This window comes from Moorena bouillonii PNG, from assembly GCF_001942495.1.
GTDB lineage: Bacteria > Cyanobacteriota > Cyanobacteriia > Cyanobacteriales > Coleofasciculaceae > Moorena > Moorena bouillonii.
Window position 1 is genome coordinate 6189192 of sequence record NZ_MKZS01000001.1, and the last position, 25022, is coordinate 6214213.

At 45.0% G+C, this 25022-nt stretch carries 28 protein-coding genes; 14 read left to right on the forward strand and 14 right to left on the reverse strand.

What is annotated here, in order from left to right; all coding sequences use genetic code 11:
* Positions 1-39: 39 nt before the first annotated feature.
* Positions 40-963 (forward strand): hypothetical protein, encoded by a 924-nt coding sequence (locus tag BJP37_RS25200; protein ID WP_075902921.1) that lies wholly within the window; start codon positions 40-42, stop codon positions 961-963.
* Positions 964-1184: 221 nt separating this feature from the next.
* Here BJP37_RS25200 and BJP37_RS43915 read toward each other — a convergent pair whose 3' ends face one another.
* Positions 1185-1316 (reverse strand): hypothetical protein, encoded by a 132-nt coding sequence (locus BJP37_RS43915; protein WP_269087061.1) that lies wholly within the window; start codon positions 1314-1316, stop codon positions 1185-1187.
* Between the two features lie 399 nt (positions 1317-1715).
* Here BJP37_RS43915 and BJP37_RS25205 point away from each other — a divergent pair, with 399 nt between their 5' ends.
* On the forward strand, positions 1716-3155 hold the full coding sequence (locus BJP37_RS25205) for an AAA-like domain-containing protein (RefSeq protein WP_081431326.1): 1440 nt from the start codon (positions 1716-1718) through the stop codon (positions 3153-3155).
* Between the two features lie 4 nt (positions 3156-3159).
* Positions 3160-3294, forward strand: a complete 135-nt coding sequence (locus tag BJP37_RS43920) for a hypothetical protein (protein WP_269087062.1) — start codon at positions 3160-3162, stop codon at positions 3292-3294.
* Between the two features lie 271 nt (positions 3295-3565).
* Here the strand turns inward: BJP37_RS43920 and BJP37_RS25210 are convergent, their stop codons facing one another.
* From BJP37_RS25210 to BJP37_RS25225, 4 genes are all read right to left on the reverse strand, one after another.
* Entirely contained in the window at positions 3566-4456 is an 891-nt protein-coding gene (locus tag BJP37_RS25210; protein WP_075902925.1) for an ABC transporter permease, read from the reverse strand.
* A gap of 282 nt (positions 4457-4738) precedes the next feature.
* Positions 4739-5698 carry an ABC transporter permease gene (locus BJP37_RS25215; RefSeq protein WP_075902927.1) on the reverse strand — a complete coding sequence of 320 codons (960 nt, stop codon included), beginning with the start codon at positions 5696-5698 and terminating at the stop codon, positions 4739-4741.
* Between the two features lie 224 nt (positions 5699-5922).
* Complete coding sequence (locus BJP37_RS25220; RefSeq protein ID WP_075902929.1) at positions 5923-6120, reverse strand: hypothetical protein; 198 nt, start codon at positions 6118-6120, stop codon at positions 5923-5925.
* Positions 6121-6179: 59 nt separating this feature from the next.
* On the reverse strand, positions 6180-7850 hold the full coding sequence (locus BJP37_RS25225) for a peptide ABC transporter substrate-binding protein (protein ID WP_438941542.1): 1671 nt from the start codon (positions 7848-7850) through the stop codon (positions 6180-6182).
* Between the two features lie 344 nt (positions 7851-8194).
* Between BJP37_RS25225 and BJP37_RS25230 the strand changes: the two genes are divergently transcribed.
* A complete protein-coding gene (locus tag BJP37_RS25230; protein ID WP_008185208.1) occupies positions 8195-8407 on the forward strand; it encodes a helix-turn-helix domain-containing protein in 213 nt (70 codons plus the stop codon).
* Positions 8408-8477: 70 nt separating this feature from the next.
* Here BJP37_RS25230 and BJP37_RS25235 read toward each other — a convergent pair whose 3' ends face one another.
* From BJP37_RS25235 to pyrF, 3 genes are read right to left on the reverse strand one after another with little or no spacing between them, the layout of a single operon-like run.
* Positions 8478-8675 carry a hypothetical protein gene (locus BJP37_RS25235; RefSeq protein WP_075902933.1) on the reverse strand — a complete coding sequence of 66 codons (198 nt, stop codon included), beginning with the start codon at positions 8673-8675 and terminating at the stop codon, positions 8478-8480.
* A 1-nt stretch (position 8676) separates the two neighbouring features.
* A complete protein-coding gene (locus BJP37_RS41505; RefSeq protein WP_198954176.1) occupies positions 8677-9678 on the reverse strand; it encodes a hypothetical protein in 1002 nt (333 codons plus the stop codon).
* A gap of 25 nt (positions 9679-9703) precedes the next feature.
* Positions 9704-10426 carry an orotidine-5'-phosphate decarboxylase gene (gene pyrF / locus BJP37_RS25245; protein ID WP_075902935.1) on the reverse strand — a complete coding sequence of 241 codons (723 nt, stop codon included), beginning with the start codon at positions 10424-10426 and terminating at the stop codon, positions 9704-9706.
* Between the two features lie 32 nt (positions 10427-10458).
* Between pyrF and BJP37_RS37365 the strand changes: the two genes are divergently transcribed.
* On the forward strand, positions 10459-10689 hold the full coding sequence (locus BJP37_RS37365; protein ID WP_143727782.1) for a hypothetical protein: 231 nt from the start codon (positions 10459-10461) through the stop codon (positions 10687-10689).
* On the opposite strand, the gene tyrS is transcribed toward BJP37_RS37365, so the two are convergent.
* Entirely contained in the window at positions 10682-11914 is a 1233-nt protein-coding gene (tyrS, locus tag BJP37_RS25250; RefSeq protein WP_075902937.1) for a tyrosine--tRNA ligase, read from the reverse strand. The two genes, BJP37_RS37365 and tyrS, sit on opposite strands and share 8 nt — an antisense overlap.
* A 567-nt stretch (positions 11915-12481) precedes the next feature.
* On the opposite strand from tyrS, the gene BJP37_RS25255 reads away from it, so the two are divergent.
* Entirely contained in the window at positions 12482-14416 is a 1935-nt protein-coding gene (locus BJP37_RS25255; protein WP_075902939.1) for a transglycosylase domain-containing protein, read from the forward strand.
* Between the two features lie 141 nt (positions 14417-14557).
* Here BJP37_RS25255 and BJP37_RS25260 read toward each other — a convergent pair whose 3' ends face one another.
* On the reverse strand, positions 14558-14881 hold the full coding sequence (locus BJP37_RS25260; protein WP_070394592.1) for a DUF1825 family protein: 324 nt from the start codon (positions 14879-14881) through the stop codon (positions 14558-14560).
* Between the two features lie 280 nt (positions 14882-15161).
* Here BJP37_RS25260 and BJP37_RS37370 point away from each other — a divergent pair, with 280 nt between their 5' ends.
* From BJP37_RS37370 to BJP37_RS25270, 3 genes are all read left to right on the forward strand, one after another.
* Positions 15162-15368: a restriction endonuclease gene (locus BJP37_RS37370; RefSeq protein WP_229415442.1), complete on the forward strand. Its 207-nt coding sequence runs from the start codon at positions 15162-15164 to the stop codon at positions 15366-15368.
* Between the two features lie 99 nt (positions 15369-15467).
* Entirely contained in the window at positions 15468-15863 is a 396-nt protein-coding gene (locus tag BJP37_RS25265; protein WP_075902941.1) for an NINE protein, read from the forward strand.
* A 5-nt stretch (positions 15864-15868) separates the two neighbouring features.
* Positions 15869-16417: a ComEA family DNA-binding protein gene (locus BJP37_RS25270; protein WP_075902943.1), complete on the forward strand. Its 549-nt coding sequence runs from the start codon at positions 15869-15871 to the stop codon at positions 16415-16417.
* 282 nt (positions 16418-16699) lie between these two features.
* On the opposite strand, the gene BJP37_RS25275 is transcribed toward BJP37_RS25270, so the two are convergent.
* On the reverse strand, positions 16700-16981 hold the full coding sequence (locus tag BJP37_RS25275) for a hypothetical protein (protein ID WP_075902945.1): 282 nt from the start codon (positions 16979-16981) through the stop codon (positions 16700-16702).
* Positions 16982-17082: 101 nt separating this feature from the next.
* A complete protein-coding gene (locus BJP37_RS25280; RefSeq protein WP_075902947.1) occupies positions 17083-17820 on the reverse strand; it encodes an SP85-like N-terminal domain-containing protein in 738 nt (245 codons plus the stop codon).
* Between the two features lie 634 nt (positions 17821-18454).
* Here BJP37_RS25280 and BJP37_RS25285 point away from each other — a divergent pair.
* Positions 18455-18766 (forward strand): hypothetical protein, encoded by a 312-nt coding sequence (locus tag BJP37_RS25285; RefSeq protein ID WP_070394596.1) that lies wholly within the window; start codon positions 18455-18457, stop codon positions 18764-18766.
* Between the two features lie 344 nt (positions 18767-19110).
* Entirely contained in the window at positions 19111-20568 is a 1458-nt protein-coding gene (locus tag BJP37_RS25290; protein ID WP_075902949.1) for a S8 family serine peptidase, read from the forward strand.
* A gap of 38 nt (positions 20569-20606) precedes the next feature.
* On the opposite strand, the gene BJP37_RS40030 is transcribed toward BJP37_RS25290, so the two are convergent.
* Positions 20607-20753 carry a hypothetical protein gene (locus BJP37_RS40030; RefSeq protein ID WP_158069763.1) on the reverse strand — a complete coding sequence of 49 codons (147 nt, stop codon included), beginning with the start codon at positions 20751-20753 and terminating at the stop codon, positions 20607-20609.
* Between the two features lie 59 nt (positions 20754-20812).
* Between BJP37_RS40030 and BJP37_RS25300 the strand changes: the two genes are divergently transcribed.
* Entirely contained in the window at positions 20813-21187 is a 375-nt protein-coding gene (locus tag BJP37_RS25300) for a glycerophosphodiester phosphodiesterase (RefSeq protein WP_075902951.1), read from the forward strand.
* Positions 21114-21641: a glycerophosphodiester phosphodiesterase gene (locus BJP37_RS25305; protein WP_269087063.1), complete on the forward strand. Its 528-nt coding sequence runs from the start codon at positions 21114-21116 to the stop codon at positions 21639-21641. The genes BJP37_RS25300 and BJP37_RS25305 overlap by 74 nt, the downstream gene beginning before the upstream one ends.
* A 277-nt stretch (positions 21642-21918) precedes the next feature.
* On the opposite strand, the gene BJP37_RS25310 is transcribed toward BJP37_RS25305, so the two are convergent.
* On the reverse strand, positions 21919-22302 hold the full coding sequence (locus BJP37_RS25310) for a DUF4346 domain-containing protein (RefSeq protein ID WP_075902955.1): 384 nt from the start codon (positions 22300-22302) through the stop codon (positions 21919-21921).
* A gap of 458 nt (positions 22303-22760) precedes the next feature.
* Here BJP37_RS25310 and BJP37_RS25315 point away from each other — a divergent pair, with 458 nt between their 5' ends.
* A complete protein-coding gene (locus BJP37_RS25315) occupies positions 22761-25022 on the forward strand; it encodes a ribonucleoside-diphosphate reductase subunit alpha (RefSeq protein WP_075902957.1) in 2262 nt (753 codons plus the stop codon).

The window sequence follows — 25022 nt, forward strand, 5'->3', positions numbered from 1 at the left end:
ACTCAACATTACATCTATGCATTCAGGTGAACAAAGATTATGAAACGAAATGCGATCGCATTCTTCCTAACACTCGGATTCACTTTACCACTATTGAGTTTAAATGCTACTGCATCGAGTCCAGTTTTCCCCGAATCTACTCCTCAATTGCAGCCTCTTTCCTCAGAAGCTAATCAACTAGAAACCACTACCAATACACAGATTGCTCTGACGGAAACCTCAGACACTACGCCTACCCAGTTTTGGTGGTTGCAAGGTGTGTCTGTTAACCAAATCAAAGCCAAGCTTAAGGAAGGTTATCGAATTATTGACCTGGAAGTAGAATCTACCTCTCCCTATCGCTTTAGCGCCGCAATGGTGAAAAACCAAGGTGCATATGCCAAGAAATGGTGGTGGTACTACGGTATAACGTCTGAGACCCTCAAAGAAAAACTCTCGCAAAATCGGGCTCGGATTATCGACTTGCAAGTTTATCGGGTCAATGGTAAAAAACGCTATGCAGTCGTTCTCGTTTCCAATACAGCTTCTGAAGCTAAGGCTTGGTGGTACTATACTGACCTTTCCTTTAATGACATCATGGCAAAAGCCAAGGATAATCAAGCACGCATTGTTGACCTCGATACCTATGTTGTCGGTGGTAAGCGCCTGTTTAGTGCTGTAATGATTAAAAATACAGGTGCAGACCGCAAGGCGTGGTGGGTTTATTCCAACAAATCACCCAGCTTTATTAGCTCGAAACTCAAAGAAAACAAAGCCAGATTAATCGATATCGAAAGGCGCGGCAACAATACTTTTACTGTCGTCATGGAACGCTCTCAAGGTCAACGCTGGTGGTGGTACTACGGTAAAACCGCAGCGCAAGTTAATCAACTGTGGCAACAAAATGGGGCGAGAATTTTTGATGTTGAGCCTTACACCGTCAATGGCAACAAACGCTTTGCAGTGCTGATGCTAGACAACTAAAGGGCGCTCACAGGTCGGATGCCGAGACTACTGGCAACTATAGCGCTAGCCGCAAGGCAAGAGGCAAGAGGCAAGAGGCAAAAGTTAACTACATGCATCGCAGGTGCGCTTTCCGTTGGCGAATTTAATTCGCCACGGGTCGCACTTTTTCAGCTTTTATCAATGTCCTAAGCTTAATCCGTACTGCTATAACCGGAAGGGTGGGACATAAGGTCTTTATCTCAAGGGAGTGAACGGTAACATTCTGGCATCGTCACAACGTGATTGTACTCATTATCCATCCACAGGATAAGTGACTGTGAAAAGGATGCATCTACCTCCACCACAGTAATAATCACAAGGAATTCAGACATGAAATCTCAAAATCCTCAATTTGAGCTAGGAACGAATGTAACGAATTTGGGATACTGACGAATATGACATTACCCTTAATAAAAATTTCCCCCATCTCCCTATCTCCCTATCTCCCTATCTCCCTATCTCCCCACCCTACCCACCCTCCCCACACTTCCCACGCTCCCCCTTCTTTTTTACAAATATGAGATACACCCGGTTAACTCTCTAACTGTGATGTCTCCCAGATTACCCTGTTGTGGCTCCTTGATTCACCCTTAACTTGCCAAGTCGTGTAATATAGAAAATAGAATCCAGACTGGTATCTGTGTCAGGGGAAACGCGAGAATCAATAAGGCGGCATTCTTATCAACAATATTGATATAAATATGCAATAGTGCTGAGAATCAAGGCTTAATATGGTCATAATTCTTGCCCTATATCGCATTTTGGCTCAATTTGTCTTGCGCTTACCCTGGTATCTGTGTCTTCATCCGAAACGACTCAGAATGAGTAACTTAGAATCAGGACTGACTTGGCAGCAGGCAAAAGAAATAGCAGAACAACTGCTTTTCCAAAAGACCCAAAAGCACCTTAATGATATAGAAATACTTGTACTTGAAGGTTCTTGGGCAGGACTAACCTATGAAGAAATTGGCAAACGAGCTGGCTATAGTACAGAGTACCTTAACAAAGATATTGGCAATCAGTTATGGAAAAAGCTGTCTGAAGCTTTAGGGGAAAAGTTAACTAAAAAGAATTTTAAAGTCGCTTTAGAGAGAGCTAAAACACAACTACAAACTAGTATCAACTTGCCCTCATATCTCCGTGTTTCAGCAACAGAATTCCCTTTTCCTGAAGGTGCAGTGGCACCGTCTTCTCCCTTTTACATTGAACGAGATGGGATTGAATCTCTTGGCTATAAAACAGTAGTTAAACCGGCGGCGTTAATTCGGATTAAAGCCCCAAAGTTAATGGGTAAGACCTCTTTGATCATGAAGCTGTTAGACCATGCTGCTTCGGAAAATGCTCAAACAGTGTATCTGAGTTTGAATAGCGTCAATAAGTCGATTTTGACTAATTTGGAGCTGTTTCTACGCTCGCTTTGCCTACAGGTTAGTCGGGAGTTAAAGTTAGCTAATCAGCTAGATAATTATTGGGATACGGAAATTTTCGGTAGCAACGATAACTGTACACTGTACTTTGAAGAGTATTTATTGCCCCAAATTAATTGTCCTTTGGTATTAGGATTAGATGATATAGATCGTCTATTTTCCTATAGGGAGGTCATTGAAGATTTTTTGGGTATGCTACGCAGCTGGCATGAAAAAGGAAAAATTGCTGATATCTGGAGACAACTGCGATTAGTCGTCGCCCATTCAACGGAAGTTTATATCCCCTTAGATATCAATCAATCTCCTTTCAATGCGGGAGTACCATTAGAACTAACAGAATTTGACCCAATTCAAGTAAAAAGTTTAGCTTGTTTCCATGGGCTTAATTGGAACAATAGTGAGGTTGAAAAGCTCATGAAAATGGTATGCGGACATCCTTATCTAGTACGTTTAGGAATATATGAAATTGCATGTGGAAAGATAACATTAGAGGAGTTGTTACAAGCAGCAGCCACAGAAGCAGGTATTTACAGCAACCATTTACGACGACATTTGCAAGCACTACGACAAGCACCAGAATTAGCTAAAGCATTGCAGCAAGTTGTCACTTCATGGGAGCCAGTCGAATTAGATTCACTCCAGATTTACAAGCTACATAGTATGGGATTAGTAGAGCAGCAGGGTAATCGAGTCGTACCTCGATGCCATTTGTATCGTGAGTATTTTAGTCGAGTTTTGGTTTGAAACCATGAACCTAGACATTATCGAGTATCCTAGTTTTTCACTTAGGCAAGTTGCTGTAGAGTGGTTAGCCCAACATTTTCCCTATTCCCTACGGGAGCAGGTCTTGCAATGCTTAAACATTAGTACTATTTTCCAGTAGAGCAAGCAATTACCCATGAGGGGGCTATAGATAATGTACAAATATTCATCCAGGACTAGCTCCCCTTCAGACCTATTACCTATTACCTATTACCCATTACCTATTACCTTAGTACAAATGTTCGGCAAAAGTGACATGCTCCCATTCCCTACTCCCTACTCCCGTCTTGATGCAGTCGCTCATGGGGGAAACCACGGCAGTTGCTCATGGGGGGAACCCCCAAGACCGCACTGCCTCCCCAAGACCGCGCTGCATCGCTACTCCCTACTCCCTACTTTCTCCGAGTTTGCGGATCCAAAGCATCCCTCAATCCATCCCCAATATAATTAATACTAAGCACTGTTAAAAAAATCGCTAATCCCGGAAAAAGTGCCATATGAGGGGCTATTTCAATATAATTTTGGGCATCAAATAGCATCCGTCCCCAGGTAGGAACATCAGGGGGAAAGCCTAAGCCTAAAAAACTCAAGGTAGACTCAGTAATAATCGCATTTCCCACCGCCAAGGTAGCCGCAACAATTACCGGACTAAACACATTAGGAAGAATATGAGCCAAAATCAATCGACTAGGTTTAGCACCAATAGAGCGAGCTGCGGTCACAAAATCCATCTCCCGCACTGTCAAGAAACTAGCTCGTACTAATCGCGCCACCGACATCCAATTCAAGCAACCAATTACTAGCACTATTAAAATAAAAATACCCAACTCTGGCCCAGCCACCTGCCGCATGACATCGCGGAATAAATAAATCACTAACAGTAACAACGGTAGCTGAGGTAATGCTAAAAATAAATCCGTCAGACGCATCAGGAAGGTATCAATTACTCCTCCATAGAAACCGGATACCGCTCCAATTAACGTTCCCAAAGAAATCGCCACTACCATAGCCGCAATCCCCACCGTTAAAGAGATGCGTCCCCCCCACAATACCCGAGCCAGTTGATCCTGACCTAAATCATTAGTACCAAAAGGATGTGCCCAACTCGGTGGCGCACTGGATAGACTAAAGTCAATTTTGTCAATAGGTGTTTTATCAATGAATGGCCCTAAAACAATGGTAATCACCATAATTAGAAGTACAATAGACCCGATTACAGCCATTCGGTCTTGGCGAAACCGACGCCATCCATCTCCACCAAAAAACTTCCACAGAACATTCATTTCGATACATCAGTTTTCAATTGGATAAGGTAAAAATTATTGGGTTTTAGGGAGCAGGCAAGGGTGCATCTCATTTTTGCCGTTTGGGTGGTGCGTTACGGGACGGATTGTCCTAACACTTGCTACCGAGAAAATAAGGGATCGCCCGTCCCTAACGCACCCTACGAACTTGGGTTTTATAAAAACACTATAATGAATTGTGATAATTTTTGTTCCCTACTCCCTACTCCCTACTCCCTATTCCCTATTCCCTGTTCCCTGTTCCCTATTCCCTGTTCCCTACTATATTATCTTAACTCTCGGATCTAGAATGCCATAAAGGATATCAGCGACTAGATTGAAGACTACAATTAAAATAGCGTAGATAAAAGTAATCGCCATCACTACTGGTGTATCGTTTCGATAGATAGAATCAATCAGCAAGGCACCAATTCCAGGAACCCGAAACACTTGTTCAGTGATTAAAGCACCAGTGAATACAGTAGGAATATCTAGGGCGACTAAGGTAACAACAGGAATCAGAGCATTCCGTAAGATATGGCGATTGACCACTACAAATTGATGTAATCCCTTAGCATAAGCAGTACGAACGTAGTCTTGATTTAGCTGTTCGAGTATGGATGAACGAATAAAACGCATCAATACTGCTGCTTGAAATAATCCCAATACCACGATGGGCATGATAGACTGCTTGACTTGGATAATAAAACTATTCCAATCTGTTACTTTGAGTGTGCTGTCGTAGATAAAAGGTAACCAATTTAGCTGGACACTAAACAAAATAATGAACAACAAACCAGTGAAAAAGGTTGGTAGAGAAAATCCTAGAAAGGCCAGGGTAGTGACAATTTGATCAAAGATTGAGTAACGTTTTAGTGCCGAAATTATTCCTAAGGGAAACGCCAGCAATACAGCAAAGATATAAGCAGAACCTACAACCCATAAGGTAGTAGGTAAACGCTGGAGCATTAGGGCACTAACGGGACTACGGCTAGTGAAGGAGTATCCCATATCCCCTTGGATAAATGACCACGCCCATTTAATATACCGAATTGGGATGGGTTGGTCTAAACCAAGGGAGCGACGAATATTCTCCCGCACTTCTGGGGTAATCGAGGGATTAGTGGCAAATTCCCCCATCGGGTCTCCAGGTGCTAAAGCCAAGATACCAAATACTACGATACTGATCGCAATCAAGGTGGGAATAGAGACTAAAAGACGATTAATTAGGTATCGCGTCATTGAAATTGATGATAGCGGTTTTCAATTTGGTAGGGAACAGGGAATAGGGAATAGGGAATAGGGAATAGGGGATAGGGAATAGGCAATAGGCAATAGGCAATAGGCAATAGGCAATAGGGAATAGGCAATAGGCAATAAGGAAAAAATCTTGTCTACCTCATAAGTCTGGAAAACGCTATAGTTAATTGAATCTTGAATCTTGAATCTTGAATCTTTTTAATTAACTAATTACCAATGATTACTAATATTATGTCAGGATAATTACCCTTCATAAAAATCTCCCCATCTCCCCATCTCCCCATCTCCCCATCTCCCCATCTCCCCATCTCCACATCTCCCCATCTCCCCATCTCCCCATCTCCCCATCTCCCCCTCTCCCCATCTCCCCATCTCCCCATCTCCCTATCTCCCCATCTCCCCATCTCCCCATCTCCCCACACTCCCGTTAATTATGGGTATTCAACCAGAGTTGATATAACTATCACTTTCCCTTCCAATCCATAATATTCCAAGTATTGCGATCCCATGGTGTTAAGTCATAACCCTCGAGCTGATTGCTAAACCCAGCTGGGTCAGCCCGATGGAGAATGGGCAAAACTACGACTTCATCTTTAACCAGTAAGTCATTCATCTGGATAAAGATTTTCCGACGTTTTTCTGGGTCTAACTCTTTTGTAGACTGCTGCCAAAGCTGATCGTATTTCGGATTACAGTAGCGAGAGACATTTTGCCCAGACCATTGATTCGCTTTCTGGGGAATTTCATCACAAGTATAGGTTTTCAGATACGCACCAGGGTCGGGGCTATCATTGCCTGTGGTGTACATTTGTAGGTCAGCATAGAAGTGCTGGGTAGTATCGGTGTTGGCTGGATCACCGGAGAAATAAATACTGGCATCAATACTCTTGAGTTCTACCCCAACCCCAATGGAGGCTAGGGTCTGTTTGACAATTTCCTGGGTCTTCTGGCGCACGGGATTGACTGATGTCTGAAACAACACGGTCATCTCCACCCCATCTTTATCCCGAATCCCATTACCATTGGTATCTTTCCAGCCTGCTTGATCCAACAAGGCTACCGCTTTTTTAGGGTTAAATTCATAGGTAGTATTAGGAGAGTTATATTGCTCTGGTAACACTAAGAAATTCCCTGTGGCTTTGCCCGTTGCTCCATAAAGCTGTTGGGCAATGGTTTCCCGGTCTAGGGCTAGGTTAAACGCCTGACGCACTCGCTTGTCTTTGAAGAACGGATGGGGAAATTTGACACTAGAACGTTCTCCAGAAGGGGCTTGTTGATTGGGGTCGGTTTGATTGATTAAAATCCGTTCTACCAACGCCCCAAAGATAGCCACGACTTTACCTTTACCCCCTGCTTCCAGTCGCTTCAACACAGGTGCTTCCACTTGCAGATTGTAAGCATAATCGCCATCGCCCGTTTGTAAGACTGCTCTAGCAGCAGAGGTAGCATCACCACCACCTTTTAGTTCTACTCGCTCGAAATAGGGTTTATCCCCTTCTCGGAAGTTAGGGTTTGGCTGATAAACTACCGTATCCCCTGGCTTAAATTCTACGACCTGATAGGGACCGGTTCCTACTGCCATCAAGTTGGCTGGCGCTTGTCGTGCATTAGCACCATTGAAATCTTGATATAAATGGCGTGGCAAAATCATGCCATCACTACCGGAAAAGACTAAAAACCAAGCTGGATTAACATCCTTGAAGTTGACTTTGACTGTGTAGTCGTCGATTGCTTCAACGCTTTTAATAGTTTTATAAGTATTAGCAGTGGTCGAACCTACGGCTGGATTGGTGATAAATTCGTAAGTGAACACCACATCATCAGCCGTGAAAGGGGTGCCATCGGACCACTTTACATTGCGCTTTAGTTTCCAAGTCACCGACTTACCATCAGCAGCAATTCCACCATTCTCTACCGTAGGGACTTCTGCGGCCAAGAACAGCACCATCTCCCCATTTTTGTCATAACTCGTCAGGGGTTCCAGGGTAATCCGACTGGCTTCGGAATCCTTGTAACCATTGGAAAGATGGGGATTGAGGATAGTGGGTGCTTGCCAGTACAGGAGCTTCAAAGTACTGTCTTGATTGGACTGTAAAAGGCCACTATCAGGAGAATTACAGCCAGTTAAACACAAAAGACTCAATAGAATCAGGATATAGTATCTAGTCAAAAATCGTCCCACCAACTTTTCTCGCTCACATACATTTGCCGCAATTGTTGCAATTCTGCCTCAAAACGTACACCTTTGACTAGACCAAGCAATTTTTAACACTCGGGATTTATAGTTGATTTAAGATACGGTGGTTACCGGTAAGTTTTGGCTAAGTATTGTTAATATAAGTAGTATTGCCTTGATGTTTCGTTACATCAGGTTTTTTGATGCGATCGCCCTGAGATAATTCTATGGTTTAAGGGCGATCGCTTCTCATAGTTTACGCGATTGAACTATTAAACTATAAACGTGATTAATTGTCAAGTATGGGTTTAGTCAGACTAAAAGTACGAGAACTAGCACAGGAGAAGGGCTGGACACTCAAGGAAGTTTCTGACCGTTCCGGAGTGATTTACAGCACTGTAAGGCACTATGCCCGCTGTCCTGGTCTAAAAACAATTGACTATACTTCTATGGATAAATTAGCGAGGACGTTTGATGTGATGGTTCAGGACTTAGTCGAGATTTTAGAAGAGTGAAGCAAACCAGCGCTAAAGTCTTAAATCTTTCTAAACGTAAGCTATCAGCTATCAGCTATCAGCTATCAGCTCATGCGCAATCCTTTTGAATAAAATAAGCTGTTCCCGTAGCGTGGCCAACGGCCAACGGCTGACCACTGACCGCTGACCACTGACCGCTGACCACTGACCACTGACCGCTGACCGCTGACCGCTGACCGCTGACCACTGACCGCTGACCACTAACTGCTGTTGGCGTAGCCTGCGCGTAGCGCATATGCGTAGCCATCTTAAGGAGCGGAATTGACGGGATTCTGTTCAAAGGCTCGAATTGTGCCAGCACGACAATCCCGCAGCCAAGTCTTAACCGCTTGACCAATAACACCATTAGTGCTTTCCCGTGGCGGTGTGGGAAGTTTGCCTTCTGAAACAGAACCAATACGGGAAAAAATCATCACTAAGCGCCAGCCATCAGAGCTTTTGGTCAAAAATAGCCAGTGATAATTCTGAAGCTCTACAGCTTTATCCTTGAAATACTTGCGCTCTAGGGTAGTTAGAAAGATTTGTTGAAGTGCTTCGCTATCCGTTGGGTTAGGTACGGTGGTCGATTGAAACGACTTAAGGGGCAGAGGTTCAAACTCTGGCTGTCCTGCCACGATTACATAACTGAAGTTGTCCACAGTGGAGTCTGAGCGCCGCGCCCTCTGAATCACTCGATTGGCATAGCTAGGTAAATCTTTAAGCAATAGGGAGGTTAACGTTTCCACCTCTACCGAACAGGTTTGATCGGGTGAAGGTTCAAGGTTGGCAGGTCGGAAGAACTTTGAAGGGTTAAGGTTGGGAGGTTGGAGGTTAGTAGATTGTTCGCGTAGCGTGGCCGCAAGGCCAAGGTTGGCAGGTTGAAAGTTGACAGGTTGTTCGCGTAGCGTGGCCAATAGGCCAAGGTTGACAGGTTGTTCGCGTAGCGTGGCCAATAGGCCAAGGTTGACAGGTTGAAAGTTAGTAAATTGAAGGTTGGCAGGTTGTTGGGCTTTGGTGTTCGAGTAGGGTAGGTTGAACAGTAGACCTCTTTCAAAAGTAGTTTTCTGATACTGTTCTTGATGCAATAGCGAGTGGGGGTTTCCCCCAAGACCGCGCTGCATTGCTTTTCGTGAATTCTTGTCCACTGTTCCCTGTTCCCTGTTCCCTGTTCCCAACTTCTGAAAGAACGCTAGTTGAAACTTTTCTGGGAAACCTTCCAGGTTCAACTTGCTAAGGTTCAACCCATGAATCTGTAATCCCAAGTAAGCCATTAGAAGTAATCCCGTCAGCTGAAAGCTATACACCAGTAGCAGCTAATTCCTTACAAATCCTATTCCAGGCAGCGACTGGGTCGTCAGCAGCGGTAATGGGTCGCCCTATGACTAGGTAATCTGCACCGGCTTGTAGAGCAGCTAGTGGGGTCATTGCCCGTCGTTGATCACCTTGTTCGGACCATTGGGGGCGTACTCCTGGACAAACCAGGAGAAAATCATCACCACACACTTGTCGTAGCTGTGACACTTCCATGGGGGAGCACACTGCCCCATTCAAACCTGACTCTTGAGCGAGTAGTGCCATTTGTAAGACAAATTCGGGCAACTCGACCGGAATTTTAAGGTCAAAGGCCAAATCCCGGGAATTGAGACTGGTGAGTAGAGTAATACCAATTAACTTCGGGGGGGGACATCCCCCTGCCAAGGCTCCCTCAACCGCCGCTTCAGCCGCTCGTTTAAGAGCATTGCGACCAGCAACAGCATGAATGGTGATTAAGTCCACACCATAGGCGGCTGCAACCCTTGTTGCTCCAGCTACCGTATTGGGGATATCGTGAAATTTAAGATCCAGAAATATCCGCTTTTGCCGATGTTTGAGAGCATGAATAATCTCAGGACCAGTGCTCACAAACAGTTCCAGACCTACTTTCCAAAAGCTAACCTCAGGCAACAGCTCCACTAATGCGATCGCATCTTCTTTGCTCGGCACATCCAAAGGAACAATAATCCGATCTTCAACCTTCAACCTCCTAACCTTCAAGCTTCAACCTCCTAACCTTGGCCTATTGGCCACGCTACGCGAACAACCTTCAACCTCCTAACCTCCTAACCTTGGCCTATTGGCCACGCTACGCGAACAACCTCCTAACCTTGGCCTATTGGCCACGCTACGCGAACAACCTCCTAACCTTGGCCTATTGGCCACGCTACGCGAACAACCTCCTAACCTTGGCCTATTGGCCACGCTACGCGAACAACCTCCTAACCTCCAGTGATACCTTCAACTAACTAAACGGGCAAACTTCTTTTTCCCCACCTGCAAAACCTTTCCCACCAATTGATCAGGGGAATCAAAGGTCTGGTCAACCGCTGAAATGCGATCGCCATCCAACTTAACACCTCCCCCTTGAATCTGTCGCCTGCCTTCGCCACTACTTTGGCACAAACCTGATTCTTTAAGGATATAGAACAACTTAGCGGGAAACTCCACAGAAGACAATGAAAATTCTGGGACAGAATCCCCCGTACCAGTAGTGCTACCCTTTACTAAGTTTAGTGCTGCCTGCTGAGCTTCTTTTGCTGCTGCTTCACCATGATATTGGGTCACAATAGTCAGAGCCAATTGCTTTTGCTGCTCCCGTGGCTTTGCTGGAAGCTCGTCCAATGGCACATTAGTCAACAGCTCAAAATATTGCTCTAACAGATCATCTGGTGTGCCCTCCAGCTTCGAGTACATGGTCAAGGGATCATCTGACAAGCCAACATAATTCCCCAAAGACTTAGACATTTTTTGTATCCCATCCGTCCCAATCAAAATTGGCAACAGTAAGCCGAACTGGGGAGATTGCCCAAAATGCCGTTGTAAATCCCGTCCCAAGGCAATATTAAACTTTTGGTCAGTTCCCCCTAACTCCACATCAGCCTTAACTGCCACAGAATCATAGCCCTGCATCAATGGGTAGAGAAACTCATGGAGGAAAATAGGATTTTGTTGTTGATAGCGTTCAGCAAACCCTTCCTTCGCCAGCATTTGCCCTACGGTCATAGTGGCTAACAAGTCAATAATCTCAGACAAATCCAACTGGTTAAGCCACTCAGAGTTATAGCGAATTTCTAGCCGTCCTGGGGTGTCAAAATCTAGAATAGGGCGCACCTGTGAAAGATAAGTTTCAGCATTTTCCTTGACCTGAGCTGGTGTCAACTGGCGACGCACCTCAGATTTCCCAGTAGGGTCACCGATTCTAGCAGTAAAGTCACCAATAATTAAGACAGCGGTATGACCAGCATCTTGGAATGCCCGTAGCTTTCTGACTGGGATACTATGACCTACGTGGAGATCGGCACCGGTTGGGTCTATACCTAACTTGACCCGTAAGGGACGCTCAGCTTGCTTGAGCCGAATAGCTAGATTTTCACTCGGGTCCTGAGAATCCGCTTGTAGGGGAAAAATTTCACTGGTACCTCTGTCTAGCCAAGCTAGCTCGTTAGAAAGGGGAATTTCAAAATTTGACATCGGTTGGGACTATGGTTGGGAATTCACTATCTTAGTACAGATGGTTTAAATTTATTCTAAGGATCCGTAGCCAGAGCGACACTTGCCATGAGCCATGTCAAAATGCCGCTAACTATTATACAAAACGCCGTTGAGAACCGTTACGAGATGCCGGTTAAGCCCACTCTTCTTGATGCAGTCGCTGGTAACATAGCGATTAAATGCCCCATTTAGCATCTAGAGGGTTCAATCAGTGGATGAATCTACCACAGGGACTGCATCAAGACGGGAAATGACCGTCTTAAAATACCAAATGGTATGAATTGGGTAGAATTAGCTTTAATTCAAAAATTATTATCGCTACAGTAGTTGAAGCTTAAGTAGAAGCTTACCTATAGGGCTTGACACTTATCCATAACGTCCTGGCATTATTAAGAAATTCGATGCTCAAGACTTGTAAGTAATCCTGCTCTGCCCACCAATCCTTGGAATTGTCTTATAGAAAGATACTTAGAGAAAGTAAAAAAAACACACCTTGCACAGCCCCTAGCTTACATGTCTGTTCTTTAGTAAGGAAATGAAATCACCGTGTCATCTAGCACTATTCCACAACCACAAGATCGGAAAAATCGGAAAAAAAAGCCTTCACAAGTATTGCAGTTTGTGCAAGGGGTGGCTCAGGTAACTGGGGGGACTATCCTCGGGGTTACCATGTTAGCTAGCTCGATTGTAGCTGGTGGACTTGTGGGCTTAGCGACTAGCTTCCGTAACCTGCCAGATGTGCGCATGCTCCGGAACTACACACCGACAGAAACAACTTACATTTACGATGTCAAGGGTAGACCCCTAGTTAGCCTTCATGGGGAAGCGAATCGAGAAGTGGTTGAATTTGGCCAAATCAACCCTGAACTCAAGCGTGCTGTACTAGCTATAGAAGACAGTCGCTTCTTTATGCACTATGGGGTTAACCCCAATAGCGTCGGTCGTGCTTTCTTAGCTAACTGGAGGCAGGGGACAGTAGTAGAGGGGGGTTCTACGATCACCATGCAGTTGGTGAAAAACCTGTTTCTGACTCGGCAACGCACCTTTAGCCGCAAAATTACTGAAGCTGTACTCGCTATCCGAGTTGAGCAAATCTTCTCTAAAGACGAGATTATGGAATTGTACCTCAATCAAATTTATTGGGGTCACAATAACTATGGCATTGAAACAGCTGCCCGCAGCTACTTTGTTAAGCCAGCCTCTGAGCTATCCTTAGCCGAGTCAGCGATGTTGGCAGGGCTAATCCAGTCCCCAGAAGAATACAGTCCCTTCAGCAACTACTCTAAAGCTAAAGAGCGACAAGCCGTGGTCTTAAGGCGGATGCGGGATTTGGGATGGATTACAGCAGCCCAAGAAAAACAAGCTAAGGAACAGCCCCTGTTAATTGGCAAAAGTACTTCCTGGACAACCAGTAAATTGCCTTTCGTCACAGAAGCTGCTGTGGTGGAGTTAAAAGAGCGATTTGGTCAGGAGGCGGTCACCAAGGGCGGAATGCGAGTTCAGACCACGGTTGACTACGACTTCCAAAAGATGGCAGAAAAGACCGTTAATCGTGCTCATTACACCCTGCGTCGCCGTGGACTTTACGATAATCAGGTGGCATTAGCCGCCGTTGACCCCCGTACCCATTTTGTGAAAGCGATAGTTGGGGGGTACAGCTATGAAAAGAGCAAGTTCAACCGTGCTACTCAAGCTCGACGTCAGCCAGGGTCATCCTTTAAGCCATTTGTTTACTATACTGCCTTTTCCACAGGTAAATATTCTCCCCATTCCACTGTTTACGATACCCCCGTCCGCTATCGAGATGGTAGAGGCTATTACAGACCCAAAAACTATGGTGGTGGCTACTCTGGTGCCATGAGCATTCGCACCGCAATTGTTCAATCGAGCAATGTGCCAGCGGTGAAGATTGGCAGGAGAGTGGGACTGGATAAAGTCGTTGATGTGGTTAAGACCCTTGGGATTAAGAGTCCCATGCAACCAGTGCTATCGTTACCCCTAGGGTCAGTTGGGGTAACACCATTGGAAATGGCAGGAGCCTATGCTACCTTTGCCAATAATGGCTGGCACTCTGACACTACATTAATTGTCCGAGTGACCGATAGTAAAGGCAATGTGCTGCTAGATAATACCCCTAAGCCTAAGCTGGTGCTAGATCAATGGGCGGTTGCTTCCCTTAACCATACCCTAACCGGTGTCATTAACGGAGGTACCGGAAAATCTGCCCACATCGGGCGTCAGGCGGCAGGTAAAACGGGAACAACCTCTTCAGAGCGAGATGTATGGTTTGTGGGATATGTACCCCAGATGGCTACCGCAGTTTGGATTGGTCGAGACAACAACCGACCCCTTGGACGAGGGGTAACAGGTGGTGGCTATGCCGCACCGATCTGGCGGAGTTTTATGATTCAGGCTTTGCGGAGGGAGCCAGCGAGATACTTCCCTCGACCCTCAAAATTTAAGCGTCCTCGATCTAAATAAATTCTAGATAAATTACGGATATCAGCCGTCATGATTGGCGGCTCCCTACTGACGCACTATAGGCATTCAGCCGAAGACCCTCAGTTATCAGCTGTCTTGGGGGATGTCGATGTATCCCCACCTCCACCAAAGGCTAACCTACTACGATTGCTTCTCTACGTCTGACTTCATCCGCTCCAATGTCATGTTCATCTGGTCAAACATCTGCTGAGGGGTGATCCCAAACTGACCTAACTGAGTATTGAGCTGCTCTATGGTCATCTGAGCCATGAAGTCATCAGATAATTCGAAGCGCTTCATAAAAATGCGATAGCGCTCCATCATCTGTTCCATCTGATCGATGAAAATCTTTTTGCCTTCACGGTCAAACTTGCCATAGTCGTTGCCCAATTTAATCAGGTCTTGGTAATCTTCAAACAGCTGTTTTGCCTCTTTTTGGACAATTTCCGAATCAAAAAAACCCATTGCTCTTACCTGTCAACCGGTTTGGTTGTAATCAATCGCCGCTTCTAGTCACATTTTAATGTAGCGTTAAACCTGGACAAAATTCGGTTTTCCGTATTAGTCCGTTGTTCGCGTAGCGTGGCCAATAGGCCAAGGTTTAAGGTTAGACCGTTGAAGGTTAGTCCGTTGAAGGTTAGACCGTTGAAGGTTAAAGCCTTAACAACTCAAAGCCAGATGTATAACTGGCAAGCTGTAACCTGTAACCGGCAACTGGCAAGCTGTAACCTATAACCTGTAACCTGTGAACCTTGGCCAAAAGGCCACGCGATCGCTGAAAGCGGGACTTCGTCCATCGCGTTCAACCTTCAACCTGCCAACTTTCAACCTGCCAACTTTCAACTTTCAACCTGCCAACTTTCAACTTTCAACCTGCCAACCTTCAACCTGCCAACCTTCAACCTGCCAACCTTCAACCTTCAACCTTCAACCTATAACCTATAATCTGTAACCTCTAACTTCCCAGTCCGAGATAAGTAATTATTATAGGAACATAGGATTGACAGTTTTTGGATCTCCACCAAGCTATTCAACGCGGGTCAAAGCAAGTATGTTGAGCAAGCCAAAAAGCCGCAAAGTCGCTTCCCTACTGGCATTGAGTGGGGTAGTGATCCCCGTTTGTGGATTACACAAATTTTATCTCGGACAACCCTTTTGGGGAGTAATGTACTTACTCCTGTGTTGGACACCTATTCCTCGAATTGCCAGTGCTATAGAGGGGGTGTGGTATTTACTACAAAGTCAAGATCAGTTTGACCTCAATTTTAACCTCGGTATTGAGTCTACAGTATCTTCCTCAGAGAATTCCGAAGCTGGTATTGACCCAGCCAAGGTAGGGGAAATTGCCGATGCCCTAAGACAGCTAGACAGCCTACGTCAGGAGGGACTAGTGTCTGAGTATGAATTTGAACAAAAACGTCGTCAATTACTTGACCTAATTGCTTGAGTTTCATGGCAATTTTTGATTGGCTATCACCCAAGACTCGACAAACCCCGAATCAGCAATCAATTCAGCAGAGGCTAAAGCGTGACCCCTACTATCGGCTACAATCTACAGAAGAAATTGCTGTAGCTGCTAAATTGGGGCTCACCATTGATGTCAATCAAGCTGGTGTGGATGATTGGCTGAGATTGCCAGGGATATCTATCCATCAGGCGCGGACGCTTTTTGAACTGACCAGCAGTGGTGTGCAATTTTGCTGCTTAGAAGATTTGGCAGCTGCCCTAGGTTGGTCCGTACAACGTCTGACACCGTTGCAACCAATTTTGAGGTTTTGTTACTACGATCCTGAGAGTTTAGTTACCCCTGAGCTAGTCAACCCTAACACCGCATCTCTAGAACAGTTGACGAAAATTCCAGCAGTGGACTTGTTTTTAGCTAGAGCGATCCTGCAAAATCGCTTTGATGGTGGCCCATACCGTAATTTAGCTGACCTTCAACGACGCCTTGAGCTTAATCCTCAGCTGACATCTGAGTTAATGTACTATTTAATCTTTTGAAATTAATAGTTTGGTAAGCATTCAGCCGTCAGCTATCAGCTATCAGCTAATGCGCTACTGTTCGCGCAGCACCTCAAGTAGCGCAATCGGTGCTAAAGGTCTGTGGCCACGCTATGGGAACAGTTTATGCCCATAGCGTACGTTACTAATGGTGCTTTTGAATAAAAAAGCTGACGGCTGACGGCTGATAGCTGAATGCTTACATAGTTTGAGCTTACTAGTTTGAGTCCTATCCAGTTGATTACTTATCATTCTTGGTTGAGAGTCAATTAAAACTAGAAACTAGAAACTAGAAACTAGAAACTGGAAACTTGTCAGTGGCGAAGTCAGAACTGACAACTGATAGCTGATAGCTGATAGCTGATAGCTGATAGCTGATAGCTGATAGCTGATAACTGATAGCTGATAGCTGATAGCTGATAGCTGATAACTGATAGCTGATAGCTGATAGCTGATAGCTGATAACTGATAGCTGATAGCTGATAGCTGATAGCTGATAGCTGATAGCTGATAGCTGATAGCTGATAGCTGATAGCTGATAGCTGATAGCTTACCACAAAACATAAAAAAGGAACAGACTATGAGATAATAGTCTAGTTCCTACACAGAAGTGGTTGAATCAGTTATGCCGACGAAAAAATCAGGTAAGCTTTAAAATTACTAGGTCATAGCAATTCCTTAGACTTGCGCTTTAATGATGTCACACTTAATCCCAGTAAGCCTAGGCTGAACAAGCCCATGGTCATGGGTTCAGGAACAGGTGTAGAATTAGAAGGATGGTTAGGATCAAGAGTTAGATCAACATTAATATCAGCCTTATCAAAAGTATAAGAACCCGTAGCACCTAACCAGCCAGACATACCAAAGTTAGTGTTTTTACCATTAGCTCCAAACCCAACCTGGAAGGCGTGTTTACCATCTCTAGGCATTTGGTAAAGATTCAGTTCTTTACCATCGTAGAAATCTACGCCAGTTAAGGTAGCGCGATCTTCATCCATGTTATAGTAGTACCAATCACTAGTATCGATGGAACCACCATTTTCTACATAATTAAACTTCGGTAGTTCCTTTTTGGGTTTTACCGTAGGTTCTGTTGTGCGATCGAACCAAATATCAACCTCCCATTTTTTAGTATCATCTAACTCAGAAACGATGGTGCCCAACAAATTAGCACTCCCATCATCGTATTCATTAAAGGTACCTTTAGGGTCAAATAGAAATCTCCCTGATTCCAACTCAGGTAACCAGAAAGAGTGTCCTGACCAATAGGTGTCTGGGTTGCTATGAGCTTCAGTGGCTATCCAGGACTTCTTGACGAGATCAGCTGCCTGGGCTTGTCCTACTGCTCCCAAAACTATAGACCCTAAAACTAATCCACTGGTTACAAATTTAGTTATGTTCATGTTATAGACGCCCTAGTTATTTTAATAAATTAATGAATTGACTGTAGTCTGTAATTAATTTTGACTAAATGTTTGACTAACTTGATCATAGCTTGAGCTGTCAGTAAAATTACTTTCAGTAAATTAACTGATATTTATAGTATGCCAATCTGATGGTTGCGATCGCGTTAGCGCTAACCTATAAAAGGTATAAATTTTGTATTTTTTTGTATAAATTCATAGCAAAAAAAAAATACCGTCACCCTTAAACTCGCACCCAACTTGATTTCATGACCCGGAGCTAATCTACAGAAAATAGCCCGTGCATTTTTTCCGTCCTCTTCAGGACTATCAAGGGGCCACTTCTAAGCAAGTCAGCTCAAGTGCCCACTCGCGCTTTGCCTCAATACGAATTGCTAAAACCTTGATGTTACAAGGTTTTTCATTCCCTGTTCCCTATTCCCTATTCCCTATTGCCTGGGGGCAGCGCTATAGCTTGACAAATTGCCCTTAATTAAGGGAAACTCTAGGTTGTCCTATGGGAGGGCGAAGCAAAAGCACATAAAACCTAGGGTTTCAGTAATTAATTACTTGCCCCAATCGGTCGCCCCTACCCAAAAATCACCGATGCCAGACTTTCCATCGGAGGCGTTCTATGCCGGAAAACACGATCTCAGCAGAAATTGAGTCATCCCCGAACCACTCTAGACAAGCTGCTTTAGCTCTACAACAGCTTGGGTTTCGGATCCTGCACATTGGACCGACTATAAGTGTACAAGCTCCGCAATCCCTGTGGGAATCAACGTTCAATGTTTCCTTCCAACCACAGCAGAAAACTCTGATCCAGGAGATAGATGGCAGTGACGTTACCTATCCCAAAGCTGCGGTTGACCATATACAAATTCCTGAGCAACTACAAACCTTGGTAACTGGGGTGATGTTTGTAGAGCCCCCAGAATTTTTCTGATCGCTCTTAGCGGAAGCTGAGGCCGTTGGCCACGCTACGCGAACGCTTCATCCCGTAGCGTGGCCAACGGCCAATCCAGTTAACGATAATCCGAACATTCTCCAGGCTAGAGGCACGACCCGATGCTGCCTTTACTGTTGAATAGTGAGTGAAAAATTTCGTGAATTATTATAAACTAAAACCGAAAAAAACAAAAGTACCCACGAGGGTGAGGTCAATATGTGATCACAGATACCAAACTAAAGAAGTAAACCAAAGACGTAAAGCATCTTGCTTTGTTGATTAACAACGACAGGGATAGTCATAAACCCCTGTCTAACTAGGATTTAACTAAAAAGCTAATTATGATACAACAACTACAGACTGGAGAACAGCGAGTTTCCTTTGAAGCCATTATCGCATCAGAAAGTGGCCAATCTATGTTCGCAAGTGACACCTACCTCCAACCGGAGAATCTTCAACAATTCGCTCCACCCCCTGGACGGGGCATTCAAGCTGCAAATGTTTTACAATCCCTTGGCTTTCGAGTGCAGCAAATCGGAACTTTTTCCATTAGTGCTGATGGACCACGGGAACTGTGGGAACGGGTCTTTAGCACCCGAGTTGAACGGGACAGCCAACTGATTAGCGAGGCTCATCCTGAACTGGGAGAAGTGACCTTCTTGCGCCATGTTGCTGGTGCTCCCTTTAGCATTCCCGAAGAGCTATTTGGGTTGATAGAGCGCGCTTATCCCCAACGTCCACCCATTTTATTTGAGTCGCCACTGCCTCCACGGGTTCGTTATCATCACCTCAATGTTCCCTCTGATGTAGCTATGGTATGTCGCTCGACCCCTGTCCACAAAGTCGGGGTAACCGGTAAGGGGGTTTTAGTAGCAATGGTAGACACTGGATTCTACAAGCATCCCTTTTACGACTGGCATGGCTACAACTACCAGGCAACCCTGGCACCAGATGCTCAAAACGTGGAGCGGGATGAGAATGGTCATGGCACCGCTGAAGCAGCAAATATTTTTTCCAATGCACCGGATATTGACTTTATTGGTGTCAAAATGGGGAGTAACCCCACCCTGGCCTTTAAGATGGCATCGGATTTACATCCAGCAGTGATGACCAACAGCTGGGGCTTCACTATTCCAGAAGGCCCTCTACCGAATTTCCTCAAGCCCCTAGAGGCAGCAGTTATTGAAGCAGTCAAAGAGCGTGGTATTACCGTTTGTTTCTCTGCTGGTAACGGACACTATGGATTTCCAGGTCAAATGCCAGAAGTGATTTCTGTGGGTGGAGTCTATGCCCACGATACTGTTGAGGGCAATGACTTTCGCTTAGAAGCTTCCGACTACGCCAGTAGCTTTGATAGCCAGATTTATCCAGGACGCCATGTACCTGATCTGTGTGGACTGGTGGGAATGCGACCCCGGGCTGCTTATATCATGTTGCCCGTTGAACCAGGGGACGAAATTGACCAAGGCTTGGGCGGTGGTGAGTATCCGAATCAGGACGAAACGGCTACTGATGATGGCTGGGCGGTGATCAGCGGTACTAGTGCGGCTTCTCCCCAAGTAGCCGGTGTTTGTGCCTTGCTTAAACAGGCGCAACCTGGGCTGTCTCCATCTCTGATTAAGCAGATTCTGCGGGCATCAGCGCGAGATGTTAAGCTCGGCAAGAGCGCCCATGGTCAACCGGCAGGAGAGGGACACGATGGAGCAACTGGAGCCGGTTTGGTGGATTCCTATGCCGCCTATAAGTTAGCTCGCTCCGTGACCATCCGCAATGTTCATGACTTGCCAGCACCTCGATGAGATAGCGCTTCTCAAATAGGTGAGCTATATTTAGGATTTTAGGGAGTCGGGAGTCGGGAGTCGGGAGTCGGGAGTCGGGAGTCGGGAGTCGGGAGTCGGGAATCGGGAAGACAAAAGAGGGAACTTCGGAATCTCACCACACTACCATATCTCCCTCTGTGTCCCTTCACTCCCCATCTCACCACACTTCCCACACCTCCCTATCTTCCCCTGCTCCCTGTTCCCGTCTTGATGCAAAGCGCGAGTGGGGGAAACCCCCTTTGGCCGACTGCATCGCTATTCCCTGTTCCCTTTCCTTCATATGCTGACCAATAAGATAATCGCTCATCGTGGAGCTTCTAATTGTGCCAAAGAGAATACTATTGAAGCCTATGAAAAAGCTATTGAAATTGGGGCTGACTTTATCGAATTTGATGTAAGAATCACAAAAGATGGGGTATTGATTTCCCATCATGATCCAATGATAGCTAATCAAGCTATCAGTCAGTTAAGCTTTGCTCAAATCAATCGTATTGCTGGTCAGCAAGGGTTTAGAGTGCCTACGGTTGCGGTGCGACCCAAGGGCGATTTACTCGCCCATTGGAAAGCGCACCGAAGAAGTTTTAAGACTGAGTCGTAACAGGATTAAACTAGCGGTTGAACTAAAAGAAGAAGGCTATGAAGAAAAAGTTCTGGCCTTAGTAATGGAATATATCAAGATAGATGACTTTGTTATTTTATCATTTAATGTTTCATCGTTAAGATGGATAAACTTAAATTATCCTAAGGTTAAAACGGGATTGCTATTAAGCAAAAAAAAGAATAATTTTCTGATTATATTACTCAGGTTTTTCGGAATTTTGGTGTTTCAGAAACTGATCAGACTTACCCCCGATATACTAGCACTACAGTGGGAAACGTTAAAATTTGGTTTATTGAAAATTGCTGCTAAACAGGGCAAACCGGTTTTTGTTTGGACTGTAAATGATCAAAAAATGATTGGAGAGCTTCTAAATGATAATCGGGTACATGGTATAATTACCGACAAACCTGACTTAGGTCGTAAGCTATCAGCTATCAGTTATCAGTGGTAAGCGGTCAGTGGTCAGCCGTCAGCCGTCAGCAGACTTAACTCAGATTAAACGAAGGCTTACCTGTGTTATTCAAAAGGTAAGCATTCAGCGGTCAGCGGTCAGCGGTCAGCCGTAGGCCACGCTACTTGAGATGCTTATTTTATTCAAAAGCACTTCAAGTAGCACCATCTGTACCCCATAAGCTGATACGCGACACGCTGATACGCGACACGCTGATAGCACCTCAAGTAGCGCATTAGCTGATACGCGACACGCTGATAGCTTACGAACCTATTCACTAATCTTGAATGTACTCTTCGCCATTGACCATCGCTATCTCGGCTCTGACAAATTCTCGTCCTAGGTAAAGGGCGTGATCGAAGCGACTTAAAGGACAGGGTTTAGTTTCTTCGGTAATTTTCATGCCTAGTTCCTTGGCTGTCCTACCTTTGAAAATAGCGGTGGGAGTACGGTTTAATTTAACATCGCAGGGAAATGGTTCTCCGGTTTCTGGATCAACTGCTAACCCTTTGTCATTAATTTTGTTACTGTAGTGTTCTGCACAGATCAGACTTGCATCTCGGTCTATGTAAATAATAAAGTAGCCCTCTGGATCGAGTTCAATAAAGCGTTTGGAGAGCTTATCATCAATAGCAGTAATGTCTTGGGCAGTGATCATCATGGGAACGGTCAAGGGCTAAAGCTGATGGCAAATTCCACTATTATAACTTTAACAAAACAATTAGACAAGGTCAGGGATGAGGATAACAGGTAAACCTCAGGGGGACGCGGCAGGTGTGGGAGGTGTGAGAAGTTACTTGGTCAGTTACTTAAAAAAGTTGATAAATTTAACAGCCATACTTACTCTAGATTTAGTATAGTAGAGCTTGGGAATTAAATAGTTAACCCTAGTGGTAGTGTTGTACCTTGGAGTTACCCAGCCATGGTGTAATATATCTAAGATTCTGAGCAACGAGTGAAAAGGCCACAAACCCTCTCGGCAAAAACTATAAGCCAAATCAATCCAGATTTAGTATAGTAGAGCTTGTGAATTCCATAGTTAACCCTAGTGGTAGTGTTGTACCTTGGGGTTAGCAAGTCATGGTGTGTTAAATCTAATATTCTGCCTAACCAGTGAAAATGCAACAAACCCTATCGGCAACATCCATAACTCAAAATCAAGGGAATATTAAGGTGATCAGACGGGATGGTTCTCTGACTTCCCTTGATATTTCCAAAATTCGTGCTGTTGTTGAGTGGGCTTGTGCTGGCAAGGATGTCAATCCGATCACTCTAGAAGCCGGACTCACTACCCGCTTGCGTGATGGTGTTACTACCAGAGAGATTCAGGATAACTTGATCAACTGTGCCCTGGAAATGTGTAGTCCTGATCAGCCTGACTGGCGCTATGTAGCAGGACGACTGCAGATCTGGAGTCTCTGGAAAGATACCCTGGTAAACCGTGGTTATGAGTACGGTGACTACTATAGAACTGTTCGCTCTAAAGTAGAGTCTGGTCAATATGACCCCAGTATCTTAACCTATACCACTGAGGAGCTAAACGAAGCAGGTTCTTGGATTAATCGGGATTGGGACACGGATTATGATTATGCAGGGGCTGTACTGCTAACTCGTCGGTATCTCCTGGTGGATGAGTTGCCCCAAGAGGCATTTTTAACTTGTGCTCTGCTGCTAGGGTCCGTGGAAGCCCCGGAAGATAGACTAGGTTGGGCAAGGCGATTTTATGAAGCGATCGCACAACGGAAAATATCTCTAGCTACCCCGATCCTGGCTAATCTCAGAATTCCTAAGGGGTCTCTGTCTTCTTGTTTTATCACTAGCATTGATGACAACCTGGAAAGCATCTTTGAAGGAATTACTGATACCGCCAGAATCTCCAAAAACGGTGGTGGTGTTGGGGTCAATGTCAGCCGGATTCGCTCAACGGGTAGCTGGGTGATGGGCAAAGCCAATGCTTCGGGCGGGGTGATTCCTTGGATTAAACTGCTAAACGATACTGCGATCGCAGTTAATCAAGGAGGGCGTCGGGCAGGGGCAGTCACCGTTAGTGTCGATGTGTGGCATCTCGATGTGCCAGAGTTTCTGGAGATGCAAGCGGAAAATGGCGATCCCCGGCGCAAGGCTTATGATATCTTTCCCCAACTGGTGATTCCCGATGAGTTTATGCGTCGGGTGGTTAATAAAGAAGACTGGACATTAATCGATCCCTATGAAGTACGGATCAAGCTAGGGATTGAGCTATCCGAACTTTGGGCAGAAGAGTTTGAAAGCGCCTATCAAACTATTGAAGCAGCTATCGGCGAAACCCTAACTCTCTACAAGACCGTGAATGCTCGGGAACTCTTCAAGACGATTATGCGATCGCAAGTAGAGACCGGAATGCCTTACTTGGCGTTCAAGGATACCATTAACCGCGCTAATCCTAATCAACACGAGGGCTACATCCCAGCGGTAAATCTTTGTACCGAAAGTTTCTCTAATGTCGAAATTGGCAATGCTGCTCACTGTTGCAATTTGGACTCAATCAATCTCGCCAATATTGAAGAAACTGAATTGCCCAATATATGTCGTCTAGCAGTGCGGATTCTAGATAACACCATTGATTTAACCACTCCTCCTTTTACAGCAGCCCATACCCACAATCACAAATACCGCACCATCGGAGTAGGTTGTATGGGATTAGCGGATTGGTTAGCTAAACGGTGGCTAACCTATAACAACCTCAAGGAAATTAGTAACTTATTTGAGGATATTGGCTACTACTGCACCCATGCATCTATGGAACTGGCCATGGAACGTGGTGCTTATGCTGCTTTCGATGGTAGTGAGTGGAGTAAAGGTAAGCTAATTGGCGCTAAACCAGTGGAATGGTTTGTAGAAAATTCCCAGCATCAAGAGCGTTGGATAGCCCTATCTCAGGATATTCAAAAATTTGGGATTCGCAATTCTCATATTACTGCGATCGCACCCAATACATCCTCATCCCTAGTACAAGGATGTACCGCTAGTGTCTTACCAGTTCACAGCAAATTCTTCTATGACAAATGGGCAAAAGGCACTGTACCCATTGCCCCACCCTTTATTAAAGACAATTTTTGGTTCTACCACGAAAACAAAAACTTTGATCAGAAAAAAGTTGTTAAAGCAGTCGCCACGATCCAGCAATGGATTGATACTGGGATTTCCATGGAATTGTTATTTAACTTAAACCAAGGAGTCTATTTCCCAGACGAACCTGAACGCACCCTTAAAGCCAAAGACATCTATGAAACCCTAGTCATGGCCTGGGAATTAGGATGTAAAGCCGTCTATTATATCCGAACCGTCCAGCGTGACAACTTCAAAGAATTAGACAACACTTGTATCGCTTGCGCTAATTAG

Coding starts and splice junctions, on each gene's coding strand:
- BJP37_RS25275 (WP_075902945.1), bottom strand. CDS start 16,981: ATGTTTTGTGGTAAGCTATCAGCTATCAGCTATCAGCTATCAGCTATC.
- BJP37_RS25230 (WP_008185208.1), top strand. CDS start 8,195: ATGGGTTTAGTCAGACTAAAAGTACGAGAACTAGCACAGGAGAAGGGC.
- BJP37_RS43915 (WP_269087061.1), bottom strand. CDS start 1,316: ATGTCTGAATTCCTTGTGATTATTACTGTGGTGGAGGTAGATGCATCC.
- BJP37_RS25200 (WP_075902921.1), top strand. CDS start 40: ATGAAACGAAATGCGATCGCATTCTTCCTAACACTCGGATTCACTTTA.
- BJP37_RS25260 (WP_070394592.1), bottom strand. CDS start 14,881: ATGGGTTTTTTTGATTCGGAAATTGTCCAAAAAGAGGCAAAACAGCTG.
- BJP37_RS25270 (WP_075902943.1), top strand. CDS start 15,869: ATGGCAATTTTTGATTGGCTATCACCCAAGACTCGACAAACCCCGAAT.
- BJP37_RS25290 (WP_075902949.1), top strand. CDS start 19,111: ATGATACAACAACTACAGACTGGAGAACAGCGAGTTTCCTTTGAAGCC.
- BJP37_RS25315 (WP_075902957.1), top strand. CDS start 22,761: ATGCAACAAACCCTATCGGCAACATCCATAACTCAAAATCAAGGGAAT.
- BJP37_RS41505 (WP_198954176.1), bottom strand. CDS start 9,678: ATGGCTTACTTGGGATTACAGATTCATGGGTTGAACCTTAGCAAGTTG.
- BJP37_RS25220 (WP_075902929.1), bottom strand. CDS start 6,120: ATGGGGAGATGGGGAGATAGGGAGATGGGGAGATGGGGAGATGGGGAG.
- BJP37_RS25210 (WP_075902925.1), bottom strand. CDS start 4,456: ATGAATGTTCTGTGGAAGTTTTTTGGTGGAGATGGATGGCGTCGGTTT.
- BJP37_RS25205 (WP_081431326.1), top strand. CDS start 1,716: ATGGTCATAATTCTTGCCCTATATCGCATTTTGGCTCAATTTGTCTTG.
- BJP37_RS25215 (WP_075902927.1), bottom strand. CDS start 5,698: ATGACGCGATACCTAATTAATCGTCTTTTAGTCTCTATTCCCACCTTG.
- BJP37_RS25235 (WP_075902933.1), bottom strand. CDS start 8,675: ATGGCTACGCATATGCGCTACGCGCAGGCTACGCCAACAGCAGTTAGT.
- BJP37_RS25285 (WP_070394596.1), top strand. CDS start 18,455: ATGCCGGAAAACACGATCTCAGCAGAAATTGAGTCATCCCCGAACCAC.
- BJP37_RS43920 (WP_269087062.1), top strand. CDS start 3,160: ATGAACCTAGACATTATCGAGTATCCTAGTTTTTCACTTAGGCAAGTT.
- BJP37_RS25265 (WP_075902941.1), top strand. CDS start 15,468: ATGTTGAGCAAGCCAAAAAGCCGCAAAGTCGCTTCCCTACTGGCATTG.
- BJP37_RS25310 (WP_075902955.1), bottom strand. CDS start 22,302: ATGATGATCACTGCCCAAGACATTACTGCTATTGATGATAAGCTCTCC.
- BJP37_RS25280 (WP_075902947.1), bottom strand. CDS start 17,820: ATGAACATAACTAAATTTGTAACCAGTGGATTAGTTTTAGGGTCTATA.
- tyrS (WP_075902937.1), bottom strand. CDS start 11,914: ATGTCAAATTTTGAAATTCCCCTTTCTAACGAGCTAGCTTGGCTAGAC.